Source organism: Nonomuraea sp. NPDC050786, assembly GCF_040654115.1.
In the GTDB taxonomy this organism is placed as follows: domain Bacteria; phylum Actinomycetota; class Actinomycetes; order Streptosporangiales; family Streptosporangiaceae; genus Nonomuraea.
The window spans coordinates 244,987-260,867 of the sequence record NZ_JBFAHJ010000002.1; the positions used below are offsets into that span (position 1 = coordinate 244,987).

Consider the following 15,881-nt stretch of genomic DNA (forward strand, 5'->3'; position numbering starts at 1 on the left):
GGATGGAACAGACAACACATCGTTCCGCCGCCGTGCGGGACGCCCTCGGCGTCGGCGTGGCCGTGGGGCTGTCGGGTGTCGCCTTCGGCGCCGCGGCGATCACCGCGGGCCTCAGCGTGCCGCAGGCGTGCGTGCTGAGCCTGCTGACGTTCACCGGCGCCTCCCAGTTCGCCCTCACCGGAGCGGTGGGCGCCGGGGGCGACCTGGTGACCGCCACCCTCGGCGCCCTGCTGCTGGGCGGCCGGAACACGCTCTACGGCCTGCGCCTGGCCGATCTGCTGCGGGTACGCGGGGCGCGCCGGCTGGTTGCCGCGCACGGGGTGATCGACGAGACGACGGCCGTCACGCTGGCCCAGCCGACCGAGGAGGCGGCGCGTACCGGTTTCACGACCACGTTCGCCAGCCTCTACGTCACCTGGAACCTGACCACGCTGGCGGGCGCGTACGGCGCCTCGTCCCTGGGCGACCCCGCCGCACTGGGGCTGGACGTGGTGGGCCCGGCCGCGTTCCTGGCCATCCTGTGGCCCCGCCTGGCCTCCAGCGCGCAACTGCGCCTGCTGGCCGCGGCCGGGGCGGTGATCGCGCTGTGCGCCACCCCGTTCCTGCCACCGGGACTGCCCGTGCTGCTCTCCGCGCTGCCGGTTGTCGGCGCGGTCCTGGTGGTGATGGCGCGATGACGCTGTGGTGGGCCATCGCCGCGCTCTGCGCGGGCTGCTACGCGCTCAAGCTGGCCGGGCTGGCGGCGCCCCGCCGGATGCTGGAGCATCCCGTGGTGCGCAGGTTCGCGGAACTGGTGCCGGTGGCGCTGCTGGCGGCGCTGATCGCGGTGCAGATGTTCACGGAGGAGGGCGGGCTGCGCTTCGACCCGGCGCGTACCGCGGGGCTGGGCGCCGCGGTCGTCGCGCTGCTGCTGCGGGCGCCGTTCCTGGTCATTCTGGCCGCGGCGGCCGTCGTCACCGCGCTTGTCCGGCTCTTTCTGGGGTAGGCGCCCGTGCATGTCCGATTCAGCGGTTATGGTCGGCGGGCGCTATCGGTTGCTCAGGACGATCGGCAAGGGCGGCATGGGCAAGGTCTGGCATGCCCATGACGAGGTGCTGGGCAGGGACGTGGCCGTCAAGGAGGTCGTGCCGCCGCCCGACCTGACGGGTCCCGAGCGCGAGGTGTTCGCGGTACGGACGTTCAGGGAGGCCAGGGCGGCGGGCCGGGTGGCGCACCCGGGCGTGGCCACCGTGTACGACGTCCTGGAGGAAGGCGGCCACCCCTGGATCGTCATGCAGCTCGTGCACTCCCGCACCTTAGGAGAGCTGATCCGCGACGACGGCCCGATGTCCCCCCTCGAGACCGCGAACATCGGGCTGCAGCTCCTGGAGGCGCTGCGCGCGGCGCACGCGGCGGGCGTGCTGCACCGTGACGTGAAGCCGGACAACGTGCTGCTCGCCGAGGACGGGCGGGCGGTGCTCACCGACTTCGGCATCGCCACCACGGAGGACGAGGCCCCCGTGACCCGTACGGGCATCCTGATCGGCACCCCCGCCTTCATGGCGCCGGAGCGCGCGGCAGGCGGGCAGGCGAGCCCCGCCTCGGACCTGTGGTCGCTGGGCGTGACGCTCTACATGGCAGTCGAGGGCCACTCCCCCTTCCAGCGGGACAACGCCCTGGCCACGCTCAGCGCGGTCATGCACGCCGAAACGGCGCCGCTGGCCCGCGCGGGCGCGCTCGCCCCCGTACTGCTCGGCCTGCTGCGCAAGAACCCGGCTGAGCGCATGTCGCTGGTGGAGGCCGAGCGGCGGCTGGCCATGATCATCGCGGGCGGCGCGACCGAGCAGACGGGGCCCGTCCCCATATCCACGGCGGGACCGATGCCCGTGACGGGGCAGCAGCTCATGGCGGGGCAGGTGGCGCGCCCGCCGCGGCGCGGGCTGCGGCTGGCCGCGGTCGCCGGGGGCGCGCTGATCGTGGCCCTCGTCGCCGGCGGCGCGGCCTGGTGGTCGAACCGCGCGCAGGATCTGCCCCTGCGCCCGAGCCCCGCCCCGGCCGTGGTGACCGCCGGCCCGTCCACCTCGGATCCCGGGCCGACGTCCCCTCAAGCTACCCATCCGACCCCCGCCAAGACGTCCTCCGAGCCGGCCCCCGAGAGGTCCCCTGCGACGGCGAACGTGCCTTCCGCTCCGCAGAGCTCCGCACCGCCCACCAGGGAGCCGCACAGGACGCCGACCCCGACCGGCGAGCGCAAGACCCCCACCCGCGAGCCGACGCCCACCGCGTCCAAGACCAGGGACGAGAAGAAGACCGAGAAGAAGACCGAGGACAAGAGCGAGAAGCCGAAGGAGAACAAGCAGACGCCGGCCCAGGCCCCGGGCGCGGTCGAGCCGTCGGACCAGGGCCGGAAGAAGGTCAAGAAGCGCCGCTGACGCGGGAGTCAGGACTCGGCGCGGACGATGTCGAGCGCCTTCTGCAGGTCCTGCGGATAGTCCGTGCTGAACGACATCCACTCCCCCGTGGTCGGGTGCTCGAACCCGAGCGCCACCGCGTGCAGCCACTGCCGCGTGATCCCAAGGCGGGCCGCCAGCGTCGGGTCGGCGCCGTAGAGCAGGTCGCCGACGCAGGGGTGGCGCAGCGCCGCCATGTGCACCCGGATCTGGTGGGTGCGCCCGGTCTCCAGCTTGATGTCCAGCAGCGATGCCGCCCGGAACGCCTCGACGGTGTCGTAATGGGTGACCGACGGCTTTCCGCCCGCCACCACCGCGAACCGCCCGTCCCCGGACGGGTGACGGTCGATGGGCGCGTCCACCGTGCCCCTGAACGGGTCGGGATGCCCCTGCACCAGCGCGTGGTAGCGCTTGTCGACCGTCCGCTCCTTGAAGGCCCGCTTGAGCCGGGAGTACGCCACCTCGCTCTTGGCCACCACCATCGCGCCCGTGGTGTTGGCGTCGAGCCGGTGCACGATGCCCTGCCGCTCGGCCGCCCCGCTGGTCGCGATGGTGTGACCGGCCCCGAGCAGCCCGCCGATCACGGTCGGCCCGGTCCAGCCGACGGTCGGGTGGGCGGCCACCCCGATCGGCTTGTTGACCACGACGATGTCGTCGTCCTCGTAGACGACGCTCATGCCCGGCACCGGCTCGGCGACCGGCATCGGCGTCGTGACCGGCGGCGGCATCGTCACATCGAGCCACGCGCCCGCGTGCACCCGGTCCGACTTGGCCGGCTGCCGCCCGTCGACCAGCACCTCGCCGGCGACGATCAGCTCGGCCGCGCGGGTGCGGGAGAAGCCGAACAGGCGGGAGAGCGCCGCGTCGAGCCGCTCGCCCTCGAGGCCGTCGGGGACGGGAAGGCTGCGCTGCTCACTCACCCTTCGCCACCTCCTTGGACCCGTCGATCTGCACGTTGCGCCAGGCCAGGAGCACCGCCAGGATGCCGCCGCAGACGATGGCCGAGTCGGCGATGTTGAAGACGGGGAAGTAGTCGATGACGGGGAAGTGCCCAGGGAGCACCTCGATGAAGTCGACCACGTGCCCCTGCAGCTGCGTGGAGCGCCCGAAGCCCGAGGGGTAGCGCAGCAGGCGGTCGGTGAGGTTGCCGACCGCCCCGCCGAGCAGCAGGCCGAGCGTGAGCGCCCAGGCCCGGCTGCCCAGCTTGCGGGCGGTGCGCACGATGGCCACGACCACGCCCGCGGCGATGAACGTGAAGACGAGGGTCATTCCGGTGCCCATGCTGAACGCGGCACCGGAATTGAAGATCACCCGGAACTGCAGCACGTCCGGGATGACGACGAGCGGCGCCCGGCCCTCGAGGGTGCGCAGCACCACCGTCTTGGTGATGATGTCGGCCGCGTAGATCACGGCCGCCAGCACGACGAGGACGGCGAACAGGCGCCCGCGGGACCTGCCCTCAGGCGCTGCTACCGGCGCTCCTCCTTCTGCTTGCAGGCCACGCACAGCGTCGCCCTCGGGAACGCCTGAAGGCGTTCCTTGCCGATCGGCTTGTGGCACGATTCGCACACTCCATAGGTCCCTGCGTCGATCCTGGCGATCGCACGTTCGTTCTGCGCGACCAGATCGCGCGCATTCAGGGTAAGGGCGATCTCGCGTTCGCGCTCGTACGTCTTGGCGCCGGCGTCCGCCTGGTCGTCGCCGGCTCCCTGGGTGACGTCTCCAGAGGCTATCTCCGACTCGTGGCGGCGGATGTCCGCGTTGAGCTCGTCGATCTCGCTCTGAAGCCTGCCGCGTACCTCGGCCAGCTCCTCTTCCGACCACATCGACGGTGTAGCGGTGGGCTGCGTCACTGCCGCCATGGCTGCCTCCATTGCTGATCAAGGCCGTAAATGGTGCGGGCAGCTTAGGATCCTCATAACGGAACGGCAAACGACCCGCCGGACGGTTTACCTCCCCCGTACTATCCCGCCTCGCGCATTCAACTCCTCCACAGGGGCGTCCATTCCCACATCTTTGTCGGTTGCGTACCCAGCGTGGCCGTTGGAGGGCCGCCGGCCGGTGCGCCGCTGGAAACAAGGAAGCCTTCGCCTCCACTCTGCGTTATGGTTTGAGACTGCAAGGCGTTGATGGGGCCCGACTGTGAGGGATATCACCCCGGAGCCGCCGGAAGAACGGCTCGCACGAGCTCATTAGACCCGGCAGCAGACCAAACGAAGAGGGCCTTTCCGCTGGAGAGGTCAAGAAGGGTGGTACCGCGGAGCCCGCGTGGCTTCGTCCCTTCACGCTCAGCCCTGCCGGCCGACGAAGCGTGGAGGTCACGCCCGAGATGTCTTCCCCAACGTTCCGCTCTCTTCCCGCGCAGGTCGACCTGCCCGCGCTCGAGCGCGAGGTCCTCGACCGCTGGCGGGACGGGAAGATCTTCGAGCGGTCCATCGAGCAGAACGCCGGTAACCCGTCCTGGGTCTTCTACGAGGGTCCGCCCACCGCGAACGGTCTGCCCGGCGTGCATCACGTCGAGGCGCGGGTGTTCAAGGACCTCTTCCCGCGCTACAAGTCCATGCGGGGATTCAGCGTTCCGCGTAAGGCCGGATGGGACTGCCACGGCCTGCCGGTCGAGGTCGGCGTCGAGCGCGAGCTGGGCCTGACCGGCAAGAAGGACATCGAGGAATACGGCATCGCCGAGTTCAACGCCAAGTGCCGCGAGTCGGTGCTGCGGCACGTGGACGCGTTCGAGCAGATGACCGAGCGCATGGGTTACTGGATCGACCTGTCCCAGGCGTACCGGACGATGGACCCGTCCTACATCGAGTCGGTGTGGTGGTCGCTGAAGGTGGTGTGGGACAAGGGGCTGCTGTTCCGCGACTTCCGCATCACGCCGTACTGCCCGCGCTGCGGCACGGGGCTGTCCGACCACGAGCTGGGCCAGCCCGGCGGCTACGAGAACGTCTCCAGCCCGTCGGTCTACGTCCGCATGCCGGTGACCTCGGGGCCGCTGGCCGAGCTGGGCGCCGCCCTGCTGGTGTGGACGACGACGCCGTGGACCCTCGTGTCCAACACGGCGGTCGCCGTGCACCCCGACGTGACGTACGTCGCGGCCCGCACGGCGGACGGCGAGGTCCTGGTGGTCGCCGAGCCGCTGCTGTCGGTCCTGGGCGAGGACGTGACCGAGGTGGCCCGCTACACGGGGCGCGAGCTGGAGCACACCACGTACTCCCGCCCGTTCGACCTGGTCGACATCCCCGGCGCCCACTACGTCGTGCTCGGCGACTACGTCACGGTCGAGGACGGCACCGGCCTGGTCCACCAGGCCCCCGCGTTCGGCGCCGACGACATGGCCGTGATCAAGCGGTACGACATGCCCGTCGTCAACCCGATCGGCCCCGACGGCCGCTTCCTCGACGACGTGCCCATGGTCGGCGGCCGGTTCTTCAAGGACGCCGACGAGGAGCTGACCGAGGACCTGCGCGCCCGCGGGCTGCTCTACCGCGGCGGCCACTTCGAGCACGCCTACCCCCACTGCTGGCGCTGCCACACCCCGCTGCTCTACTACGCGCTCCCGTCCTGGTACATCCGCACCACGGCGGTCAAGGACAAGATGCTGGCGGAGAACGCCGGCACCAGCTGGTACCCCGAGACGATCAAGTGGGGCCGGTTCGGCGAGTGGCTGCGCAACAACGTCGACTGGTCGCTGTCGCGCTCGCGCTACTGGGGCACGCCGCTGCCGCTGTGGGTGTGCTCCGAGGACGAGTCCCACGTGACGTGCGTCGGCTCGCTGGAGGAGCTGGGCGCCCTGGCAGGGCAGGACGTCTCGGCGCTCGACCCGCACCGCCCGTACGTCGACGACGTGACCTTCGACTGCCCCTCGTGCGGCGCCCTGGCCCGCCGCGTGCCCGACGTCATCGACGCCTGGTACGACTCCGGCTCCATGCCGTTCGCCCAGTGGGGCGAGCGCGGCAAGCCCGAGGGCCTCTACCCGGCGCAGTTCATCTGCGAGGCCACCGACCAGACGCGCGGCTGGTTCTACTCGCTGATGGCCGTCGGCACGCTCGTCTTCGGCCAGTCCTCGTACGAGAACGTGCTCTGCCTCGGCCTGATCCTGGCCGAGGACGGCCGCAAGATGAGCAAGCACCTGGGCAACATCCTCGAGCCGATCCCGCTGATGGACCAGCACGGGGCCGACGCGCTGCGCTGGTTCATGGCCTGCTCGGGCTCGCCCTGGGCGGCGCGCCGGGTGGGGCACAACGCGCTGGAGGAGATCGTCCGCAAGGTCCTGCTGACGCTCTGGAACACCTCGTCGTTCTTCACCCTCTACGCCAACGCCGAGTCCTGGTCGCCGTCCATGCTCGCGGAGGCCACGCCGGCGGCCGAGCGCCCGCTGCTCGACCGCTGGGTGCTGGCCGAGCTGCACAGGACGGTGGCCGAGGTCACGGCCTCCCTGGACGAGTACGACACCCAGCGCGCCGGCCGCCGCCTGGCCGACTTCCTCGACGACCTGTCCAACTGGTACGTGCGCCGCTCGCGCCGCCGGTTCTGGCAGGGGTCGCTGGAGGCGTTCGCGACGCTGTACGAGTGCCTGGAGACGGTGACGCGGCTGATGGCGCCCATCGCGCCGTTCATCACCGACTACCTCTGGGACGTGCTGCGCTCCCCCGAGGCGCCCTCCTCGGTGCACCTGGCCTCCTGGCCCACGGTGCGCGAGGACCTGCTCGACCCGGTGCTGTCCGACCGGATGGCCCTGGTACGGCGTCTGGTGGAGCTGGGCCGCTCGGCCCGCGCCTCCTCGGGCGTCAAGACCCGCCAGCCGCTCCGCCGCGCGCTGGTGGGGGCGCACGGCTGGCCGTCGCTGCCCGGGGAGCTCCGGGGGCTGGTGGCGGACGAGCTCAACGTCCACACGCTCGAGGACATGTCCGGCTTCAGCGCCGATCTCGTGTCCTACTCCGTCAAGCCCAACTTCCGGGCCCTGGGCAAGCGCTTCGGCTCCCAGACCAAGCTGGTGGCCGCCGCGGTCTCAGCCGCCGACCCCGCCCGCGTGGCGCGGGCGCTCCGCTCGGGCTCCACGGTCATGGTGGAGGCGGACGAGCTGGGCGAGATCATGCTCGGCCCCGACGACGTGATCGTCAACGAGCAGCCCCGTACGGGCTGGGCGGTGGAGACGGGCGCGATCGGCACCGGCACGGGCGAGACGGTGGCCCTGGACCTGGAGCTCACGGACGACCTGCGTCGCGCCGGCCTCCTGCGCGAGGTCATCCGCCTGGTCCAGGACGCCCGCAAGTCGACCGGCCTGTCGATCACCGACCGCATCGACCTGTGGTGGAGCACGTCCTCCCCTGACCTCGCCACGGCCCTGCGCACCGAGGGGCACGTGGTGGCGGAGGAGGTCCTGGCGACCTCGGTCACGGAGGGCACGGCCCCGGACCTGCCGTCCCACACGGACGAGGACCTGTCGCTGACCTTCCAGCTCCGCCGCGCCTGACGCCGGACAACGCGGTGGGGCCGCCTCCGGGCGCCCCACCGCACCGGCATCTCAGTCCGCCACGCGGCTTCCAGGCCCACGCACCGGCACACCCCCTGCTCCCCCGCTCCACAGGCCACGAAGCCGGCCACCCGGGGAGTCGTCCCATCCGCCGATACGCGTTCCGCGCCACCGGGGTCTCGGCATAGCGCAACGCGCCGCCCGGGAGCCGCCCGATACGCGTCCCGCGCGCCACCAGGGACTCGGCACAGCCCAAGAGAGCCGTCCCGCCAGCCCGATACGCAGGCCATGCCACCGGGACTCGGCACAGCCCGGCCCTGAACCGGCCGCACCCTCGCCGAACCGCACTCAGGACGGCGGCGCGGAACCGCGCCACCTCTCAGCGCATGGGGCGCGTGCCGAGCCCGGCGGCACGATGCTCTCGCCGGGCCGGGTACCGCCTCTCAGCTCACCGTCTCGTGGTCGTGCTGACAGACCGAGCAACTGGTCAGCCCGGCCGCCTCCGCTGCCGCCAGCGTCATCGTCTCCACACCGGTCTCACCGGCGCCTCTGATCAACGGGCAGGCGGTGCTGTGGTAGCGACGGGTGCCGACGATGACCTTCACCATCTCAGGACGCCCGCCCTTGCCTTCCGGGCCGGGGCCCGCAGGATCGGTGGGCTCGTCACCGCCCTTGGCGGATCCGGCTGCCTCGGCCTTGGACGAACCGGCCTTGGAGTCACCGGTCTTGGGCGCCGTGCCGCTCTCCGCTCCTCCGGACGGCTCACCCTTGCCGCCGCCGGCACTGGGCGTGTCCCCCTTGGGAGCGGGCGGCTTGGCGGGGGTGGCCTTGGGAGTGCCTGTGGCGGGCCGCTCGGGGCCGGTCTTCCCCGTCACCGCCGGCTTGCCGGCAGCGCCCGTACCGGAAGGGGGTCCTTCCGGAGATCTGGCGGCCGCGCCGGGACCGGAAGGAAGGGGACCCTTGGGCTTGGCCTCCGACTCGGCCGAGGACGCGGGCCTCTCGGGCACCACCGCGCTCTTCCCTGCCGGAGCAGGTGCCTTGGCGGCCCCAGAAGGGCGCTGTGACGGCCCGGAAGCCCCACCCTGGGCACCTGGACGGGGTGGCGCCGCTGAAGAGGGCACACGCGGCTGCGGCGCCGTGGCCGGACCCGAGGAGTCGTCGTCCTCATCGGCCGCAGCAGAAGGCTGTCCAGCCCCCGCCTTGCCTCCGACCCCCGCAGCCCCAGCAGCACCCCGCTCAGGCGCACCGGCGGGCCGCTCAGGAGCGCCGGAGGACTGCCCGGCCTTGGCGCCGGACTGCTCGGATGCCCCGGAAGGCTGCCCCGGCTTGGTGGCCGACGGCCCGGACGCGCCTGAGGGCTGCCCCGGCTTCGTCCCGGACGGCCGGGGTGCGGCGGTTGGTTGGCCGGGCTTGGTCCCCGGCTGCTCGGGCGTCCCGGCCCGCTGCGACGGCTTGCCCGCGGCAGGAGCCCCGCTCTTGCCCGGAGCGGGGGTGCGCGGAGTGGACTCACCCGTGGCGGGCGATGTGGCGGCCGCGGCAGGCGATCCGGAGGAGGCCCCGCTCGACGCACCCTTGCCCGAGGCGCCCGGCGAGGGGCGGGGCGGCGCCGGGTCGGGCCCGCGCGTGGAGGCCGGCGGCCGGAGGTAAGAAGTCTGCTTGTCCGCCTGATCCTCATCGGAGTCGGCGGCGGAGGGGCGGCCGAACCACCCGGTGGCACCTTCCTCGTGGGAGGCGGCGGGCTCCGAGGTGGGGGTGGAAGCCTTCGTGCCGGGCTTCGGCGGGGCGACCGGCGGACGTACGTCGCGGGTCTCCGCGGAGTCTTCCGCCCGGCTCTCCGCCTTGGCGGCGGGGCCGGGGCCGACGACGGGCTCGGGGTCGGCGGCAGGCGGCAGCTGCCGTCCGCCGAGCGCTGCGTCGGGCAGGCACGTCGTGCAGGGCGTGAAGCCCTCCTCGCGTGCCTCTTCGTACGTGAGCTCCTCGCTGTCGCGGCCGCTCAGCTGTCGGCAGCCGGACACGTGGTAGCGCCTGCGTCCGGGGATCACCAGCACGATCGCATCCGGCGAGATGCCCCCGGCCGCGGGGCGGCGCGGGGCGGCGGGAACGGTCGCCGTCCGCTGGGGCGTCTGCGGATGCGGTTGGGGTCGCGGTGGCTGCGGGTGAACCGTGGGGGCGGTCTGGGGGACCGTAGGGCCGGTCTGGGTGTACGGCTGGCCCGGCGGCATGAGCCCTTTCGGTGGGGTGGCCGGCGCAGCGGCCTGCCCGCCACCGGGAAAAAGCTCGTTCCGCCGAAGGAACGCCCCGATCACGAGGAACAGCGCGGACAGCACGCTGACCACGATGGACCACATGATCAGGAACGGCTTAGCCAGTACGAAGCCCGCGATCAGCAGCACGACCGCCGCGAGCACCAAACCAGCACTGATAAGGATCACAGGGGAGCTCTTTCGAGTGACAGGTCCTAGTGACCCGTTACTTTACCGGCGGTCGTTGTGAGGACCGTCACCGCCGGGAAAGGCGCCCTGGGGAGCCTCACCGCCGAACGGGCTGGGACCACCGGGAAGAGGCTGCTGGCCGCTCTGCGACACCGCGTGCGACATGGCGGGAGCCTGACCCTGCGGACCACCGGACATGACCGGGAACCCACCGCTGCCCTCGGCGGCGACGTTGAGCTCGGCGAGCTGGTTCTCCAGGTAGAGCTTGAGCCTGCTGCGGTATTCGCGCTCGAAGCTGCGCAGCTCCTCGACCTTGCGCTCGAGCTCGTCGCGGGTCTGCACCAGCGAGCCCATCGCCTGGCGGTGGCGCTCCTGCGCGTCGCGCTCGAGCGTCTCGGCGCGGGCGCGGGCGTCGCCGATGACCTGCTCGGCCTGGCGGCGCGCCTTGGTGAGGATGTCGTCGGCCTCGCGCCTGGCGCGGGTGACCGTCTCGTCCGCCTCCCGGCGGGCGTCGGAGATCGCCTGGTCGGCGGTCTGCTGGGCGAGCGCGAGCACGCGGGCCGCGGTGTCCATGTTGTCCTCGGCGGGAGGCATGTTCATGGCCACGGGGACCGGCTGCTGCACCGGCTGCGGCTCCGGGGCCCGCATGGGCTCGGGCTGCGGCGGGGGCGGCGCCATCATCTCGGGCTTGGGCTGCTCCTGGACCGGGGCGGAGGCCATGGGCATGTTCATGCCGCCCGGCACCTTCCCGCGCAGGCACTCGGCCAGCTTCGCACGGAGCTCTTCGTTCTCTTGGATCAGACGGTCGAGCTCGGCCTCTACCTCATCAAGGAAGGCGTCGACCTCTTCCTCGTCGTAGCCCGGCCGCAACCGGGTGGTACTGAACTGCTTGTTCCGCACATCAGCGGGCGTCAGCGGCATTTTTTGGTCTCCTTGGCGCGCTTGGAGTCTGTCCGGAGGGACGGTAACCCGAATCACTTCAGCGCGGACACGAGTTGGATCACGACCGGCGCGACACCGGCCCGGTCATCGCAGCGATCCCGCGATCTGGATCAGGATCAGCACGACGATGAACAGGACAGTGAAGCTTAGGTCAAAGGCCACCGTACCCAACCGGAGCGGAGGAATGAAACGGCGGAGGAACTTGAGAGGTGGGTCGGTTGCGGTGTAGGTGGCCTCGGCCAGTACCAGGATGGCACCTGAAGGGCGCCACTGGCGGGCGAAGGCCTGCACCGTCTCGAAGATCATCCGGCCTATGAGCAGCACCAGGTAGAGAGACAGGACTACGACCAAGATCTGACTTACGATCCCCACGGCCTGGCCGCGCCTCCACTTCTGATGTGCCCTCCCGGCCTCGGCGAGGCCTGGTTGGGTTCGATAGACATACAGAGACTCTAACTCTGGTTGAAGAACCCGCGTTCCGCGATTCGGGCCTTGTCCTCGGCGGTCACCTCGACATTGGCAGGGGACAACAGGAACACCTTGTTGGTAACACGTTCAATGCTGCCATGTAGGCCAAAGACCAGACCTGCCGCGAAATCGACAAGCCGCTTGGCGTCGCTGTCAACCATCTCGGTCAAGTTCATGATGACCGGGGTGCCGTCGCGGAAGTGCTCGCCGATGGTGCGCGCCTCGTTGTACGTGCGCGGGTGGAGGGTCGTGATGCGGGCCAGATCGGTCGTACGGCGCTCCAGGACGGCCGCGGCGGGTCTCGGCGCGGGCACCCCCGCGTCGACCTCGTCGTCGCGCTCCTGGACCGCCACGGGACGCTCCTCGCCGGTGCGCTGCACCTCGTCCTCGTAGGCGTACTCGTCCGTGTACGTCTCATATCTCTCGTAGCGGTCGTCCTCCACGAGACCGAGGTAGACCGCCATCTTGCGCATCGCGCCGGCCATCGCTACGTCGTCCTCCTGCTCCTGGTCGCACTCGCTCGGGGTCCGTCGCCGGCGCCCGAGGCGGTAGCCGTACCCCCTTGGAGCTCACCGCTGATCGACCTCTACTTGATCGTGGGCCTGGAGACCCACTTGAGGGGACATTACCTGACGAAGGGCTTGCGACGGCCGAGCAACGCCGTACCGACGCGCACGTGTGTCGCGCCGTACGCGATGGCTTCCGTGAGGTCTTCGCTCATTCCGGCCGAAATCATCGTCGCGCGCGGGTGCTGCTCCTCAAGGCGCGTGGCCACCTCCCGGAGCCGGGCGAACGCCTTGGCCGGCTCCTCGTGCAGCGGCGCCACCGCCATGACGCCGCCGAGCCACACGCCCTCGGTCAGCGCCACCTCGTCGGCCAGCTCCAGCACGTCGGCGGGGCGGGCGCCACCCCTGGAGGGGTCGTCGTCGAGCGCGACCTGGATGAGGCAGCCGATCCTGCGGCCCTGGCGCACCGCCTCCTTGCTGATCGCCTCCACCAGCCGCAGGCGGTCCACCGAGTGGATCACGTCGGCGTACGAGACGACGGAGCGGACCTTGTTCGTCTGCAACTGGCCGACGAAGTGCCAGGTCAGCGAGAGCCCGGCGAGCTCGTGCGCCTTGGGCGCGGCCTCCTGGTCGCGGTTCTCGCCGATGTCGCGCACGCCCAGCTCGGCCAGGATCCGCACATCCTCGGCCGGCCGGGTCTTGGTGACGGCGATCAGCGTGACCTCGCCCCGGTCGCGCCCCACCGCGCGACAGGCCGCCGCGATGCGCGCGTCGACCTCGGCGAGCCCGGCCGCGATCTCGTCCCTTCTCACGTGAGTCTCCCTTTCGCTACAGACCGGCCCAGGGTACGCCTTCCCACCTCGGCCGCCGACTCCCGCTCCGCCGGCAGCTCCGCGTTGATCCGCTTGCGGTGGCGGGCCGGGATGAGGCCGTACAGGGTGGCGTAACGCATGCGCACGCTCCTGACCGCCGCCCACGCGCCCGGCAGGACGGCGAGCAGCAGCAGCGGCGGCCGCACACGACGGCGCCGCTCCCGGATCCTGCCGGAGAGCGGCGTCAGGCGGCCGGGCTATTTGAGGAAGTCAGGGACGTCGAGCTCCTCCTCCTGCTCCTCGAAGATCACCCTGGGACGTTTGGCGGGCTCCGACATGCGGGAGGTGATGGGCGTGGGCGGGTTGGCGGGCTCGGGCGTGGGCCGGGGGATCGAGACGGGGCCGGACGGCTCCTCCGCGGCGGGCTCGTCGCCCGCGGGCTCGGGGAGCTGCACCGACTCCATCGGCCGCACCGGCTCGGGACGCGGCGGCTCAGGACGTGACTCGGGGCGCGGCTCGGGCCTGAACTCGGCGCGCGGCTCAGGACGCGGCTCAGGACGGGGCTCGGGCCTGAACTCGGCACGCGGCTCCGGACGGGGCTCGGCGCGGAAGTCGGAGCGCGGCTCGGGCCTGAAGTCGCCGCGCTGCTCCGGACGCACCTCAGCGCGCGGCTCAGGGCGCAGCGGCGGCTGCTCCGACTTCACGCTGGGGGACGCGACGCTCGGCCGCGCAGGAGCCGACGGAGGCGGCGCGGCGGGGCGGCTCACCGGACGGGGCAGCTGCTTCTCCACCGGCGGCGGCACGTCGTCGAAGCCGGCCGCGATCACCGTCACGCGCACCTCGTCGCCGAGCGCGTCGTCGATGACCGTACCGAAGATGATGTTGGCGTCGGGCGCGGCGGCCATCGACACCAGCTGCGCGGCCTCGTTGATCTCGAACAGGCCCAGGTCGGAGCCGCCCGCGATCGACAGCAGCACGCCGTGGGCGCCGTCGATGCTGGCCTCCAGCAGCGGGCTGGAGACGGCCATCTCGGCCGCCGCCACCGAGCGGTCGTCGCCGCGGGCGTGGCCGATGCCCATGAGCGCCGAGCCGGCGCCCGACATGACCGACTTGACGTCGGCGAAGTCGAGGTTGATCAGACCAGGGGTGGTGATGAGGTCGGTGATGCCCTGGACACCGGAGAGCAGCACCTGGTCGGCCGCCTTGAACGCGTCGAGCACGCTCACCTGCCGGTCGGAGATCGACAGCAGGCGGTCGTTGGGGATCACGATCAGCGTGTCGACCTCGTCGCGCAGCGTCTCGATGCCGGCTTCGGCCTGCATGGCCCTGCGCCGCCCCTCGAAGCTGAACGGCCTGGTCACCACGCCGATGGTGAGCGCGCCGAGCGACCGGGCGATGTTGGCCACGACGGGTGCGCCGCCGGTGCCGGTGCCACCGCCCTCGCCGGCCGTGACGAAGACCATGTCGGCCCCCTTGAGGACCTCCTCGATCTCCTCACGGTGGTCCTCGGCCGCCTTGCGCCCCACGTCGGGGTTGGCGCCGGCGCCCAGGCCGCGCGTGAGCTCACGGCCCACGTCGAGTTTCACATCGGCGTCACTCATCAGCAGCGCCTGGGCGTCGGTGTTGATGGCGATGAACTCGACGCCCTTGAGTCCCTCCTCGATCATCCGGTTGACGGCGTTGACTCCGCCGCCGCCGATGCCGACGACCTTGATGACCGCGAGGTAGTTCTGCGGTGCTGCCACGACGAGGGGCCTTTCCGCTCGTTGACTTGCCATTTCGGTGCGGATCGTCTCCGCTTTTGTCACTTCGGGTAACTCTCAACCTCAGGTTGAGATTTAGATTTATGTCAACCTGAGGATTGATACGGACAGTAGGAGTCCCCTGCCTGGCGGGTCAACTAACCGCGCCGCAAGCACGTCCGGCGTGTCGCGGGCTGTCCGTTTCGCTCCGAAGTCGTGCCTGGTCGGGGGCTCCTGCGCCCGACGTACGACTTAAGGCTCTCACGCCGCGACCCCCACCTCGCACAAGCTCGGCCATGCCTTGCCGCGGACTTGCCCACTCTTGATCACTTCAGCGTCACGACGTCCGGGGAGCTGACGTCGTACACCGTGGCTTTCTCCCGTTTGAGCAGGGAAGTGAGGATGCGGCCCTTCTCCTGGGAGCGGTCGGCGCCGCCCCAGATGACGGTGCGCCCGTCGGACAGCTTCAGGGTCACCCCTTCGGCCGTTCCGGCGCGTACCTCCCTCAGCTTGGGCGCCACCTCGCCGGGGACCGCCTGGATGACCTGGAGCGCCGCCATCGTGGCCGGGTCGCCCGTCGCGGGCGTGTCGACCTTGAGCACCGGCAGCATGAACGGCGCCGCGGACTTGACCTCGATCACCACGCCCTGCTTGTCGACGACCGCGAACCTGCCGCCCGCTGGGATCGCGGCGACGGGCTCGCGCTCGACCACCTCGATCTTGAGCGTGCCCGGCCAGATCCGGTCCACCTTGGCGCCGGCGAGCTGTCTGATGCCCAGGACGCGGTTCTGGACGTCGGCGAGGTCCACGGTGGCGAGGGGATGCAGGTCGGCCACGCCGGCCTGCTGCTTGATGCGCTCGCTGGGCACTGTGAGATTTCCCACGATCTCTATCGAGCGCACCCCCAGGACGGGCGAGAAGAACACCAGCCAGGCGGCCGAGCCCACCACTCCCGCCGTGAGCAGCACCAGGAACGCCGTACGTGCCTTCATCGCCCTCCCCATGCCGGCATCTGCGCGTCGGCACAGAACCTACGCCGACACGCGCCATAACACCGCACGCCACGCCCAACGG

15 protein-coding genes are annotated in these 15,881 nt (G+C 71.3%); 4 read left to right on the plus strand and 11 right to left on the minus strand.

The features are described 5' to 3' along the window. Positions 1–2: 2 nt before the first annotated feature. From AB0H84_RS05495 to AB0H84_RS05505, 3 genes are read left to right on the plus strand one after another with little or no spacing between them, the layout of a single operon-like run. The gene (locus tag AB0H84_RS05495) at positions 3–677 is read left to right on the plus strand and encodes an AzlC family ABC transporter permease (protein WP_357598521.1); all 675 of its coding nucleotides are present in this window, start codon (positions 3–5) and stop codon (positions 675–677) included. Continuing rightward, a complete protein-coding gene (locus AB0H84_RS05500; protein WP_357598524.1) occupies positions 674–985 on the plus strand; it encodes an AzlD domain-containing protein in 312 nt (103 codons plus the stop codon). The genes AB0H84_RS05495 and AB0H84_RS05500 overlap by 4 nt, the downstream gene beginning before the upstream one ends. A 10-nt stretch (positions 986–995) precedes the next feature. Next, positions 996–2,411 carry a protein kinase gene (locus AB0H84_RS05505; RefSeq protein WP_357598527.1) on the plus strand — a complete coding sequence of 472 codons (1,416 nt, stop codon included), beginning with the start codon at positions 996–998 and terminating at the stop codon, positions 2,409–2,411. 8 nt (positions 2,412–2,419) lie between these two features. Here AB0H84_RS05505 and AB0H84_RS05510 read toward each other — a convergent pair whose 3' ends face one another. The 3 genes from AB0H84_RS05510 to AB0H84_RS05520 are packed head-to-tail and all read right to left on the minus strand — an operon-like array spanning position 2,420 to position 4,291. Further along, a complete protein-coding gene (locus AB0H84_RS05510; RefSeq protein ID WP_357598530.1) occupies positions 2,420–3,349 on the minus strand; it encodes an RluA family pseudouridine synthase in 930 nt (309 codons plus the stop codon). Further along, the gene (gene lspA / locus AB0H84_RS05515; protein ID WP_357598533.1) at positions 3,342–3,935 is read right to left on the minus strand and encodes a signal peptidase II; all 594 of its coding nucleotides are present in this window, start codon (positions 3,933–3,935) and stop codon (positions 3,342–3,344) included. Before lspA ends, AB0H84_RS05510 begins: the two co-directional genes overlap by 8 nt. Next, on the minus strand, positions 3,899–4,291 hold the full coding sequence (locus AB0H84_RS05520; RefSeq protein WP_357598536.1) for a TraR/DksA C4-type zinc finger protein: 393 nt from the start codon (positions 4,289–4,291) through the stop codon (positions 3,899–3,901). Before AB0H84_RS05520 ends, lspA begins: the two co-directional genes overlap by 37 nt. 467 nt (positions 4,292–4,758) lie before the next feature. On the opposite strand from AB0H84_RS05520, the gene ileS reads away from it, so the two are divergent. Continuing rightward, the gene (gene ileS, locus AB0H84_RS05525) at positions 4,759–7,905 is read left to right on the plus strand and encodes an isoleucine--tRNA ligase (protein WP_357598539.1); all 3,147 of its coding nucleotides are present in this window, start codon (positions 4,759–4,761) and stop codon (positions 7,903–7,905) included. A gap of 443 nt (positions 7,906–8,348) precedes the next feature. Here the strand turns inward: ileS and AB0H84_RS05530 are convergent, their stop codons facing one another. The 8 genes from AB0H84_RS05530 to AB0H84_RS05565 all read right to left on the minus strand — a co-directional run bounded on the left by AB0H84_RS05530 (position 8,349) and on the right by AB0H84_RS05565 (position 15,799). After that, positions 8,349–10,337 (minus strand): hypothetical protein, encoded by a 1,989-nt coding sequence (locus AB0H84_RS05530; protein ID WP_357598542.1) that lies wholly within the window; start codon positions 10,335–10,337, stop codon positions 8,349–8,351. A 42-nt stretch (positions 10,338–10,379) separates the two neighbouring features. Further along, complete coding sequence (locus AB0H84_RS05535) at positions 10,380–11,258, minus strand: DivIVA domain-containing protein (RefSeq protein WP_357598545.1); 879 nt, start codon at positions 11,256–11,258, stop codon at positions 10,380–10,382. Between the two features lie 105 nt (positions 11,259–11,363). Next, positions 11,364–11,651, minus strand: coding sequence for a YggT family protein (locus tag AB0H84_RS05540; protein WP_357598548.1), 288 nt, complete (start codon positions 11,649–11,651; stop codon positions 11,364–11,366). Positions 11,652–11,731: 80 nt separating this feature from the next. Continuing rightward, a complete protein-coding gene (gene sepF / locus AB0H84_RS05545) occupies positions 11,732–12,232 on the minus strand; it encodes a cell division protein SepF (RefSeq protein WP_344985172.1) in 501 nt (166 codons plus the stop codon). 140 nt (positions 12,233–12,372) lie between these two features. Continuing rightward, on the minus strand, positions 12,373–13,065 hold the full coding sequence (locus AB0H84_RS05550; RefSeq protein WP_357598551.1) for a YggS family pyridoxal phosphate-dependent enzyme: 693 nt from the start codon (positions 13,063–13,065) through the stop codon (positions 12,373–12,375). Then, positions 13,062–13,271, minus strand: coding sequence for a hypothetical protein (locus AB0H84_RS05555; protein WP_357598554.1), 210 nt, complete (start codon positions 13,269–13,271; stop codon positions 13,062–13,064). Before AB0H84_RS05555 ends, AB0H84_RS05550 begins: the two co-directional genes overlap by 4 nt. Before the next feature lie 51 nt (positions 13,272–13,322). Next, positions 13,323–14,810 (minus strand): cell division protein FtsZ, encoded by a 1,488-nt coding sequence (gene ftsZ, locus AB0H84_RS05560; protein ID WP_357598557.1) that lies wholly within the window; start codon positions 14,808–14,810, stop codon positions 13,323–13,325. A 323-nt stretch (positions 14,811–15,133) separates the two neighbouring features. Beyond that, on the minus strand, positions 15,134–15,799 hold the full coding sequence (locus tag AB0H84_RS05565) for an FtsQ-type POTRA domain-containing protein (protein WP_357598559.1): 666 nt from the start codon (positions 15,797–15,799) through the stop codon (positions 15,134–15,136). Positions 15,800–15,881: the final 82 nt, after the last annotated feature.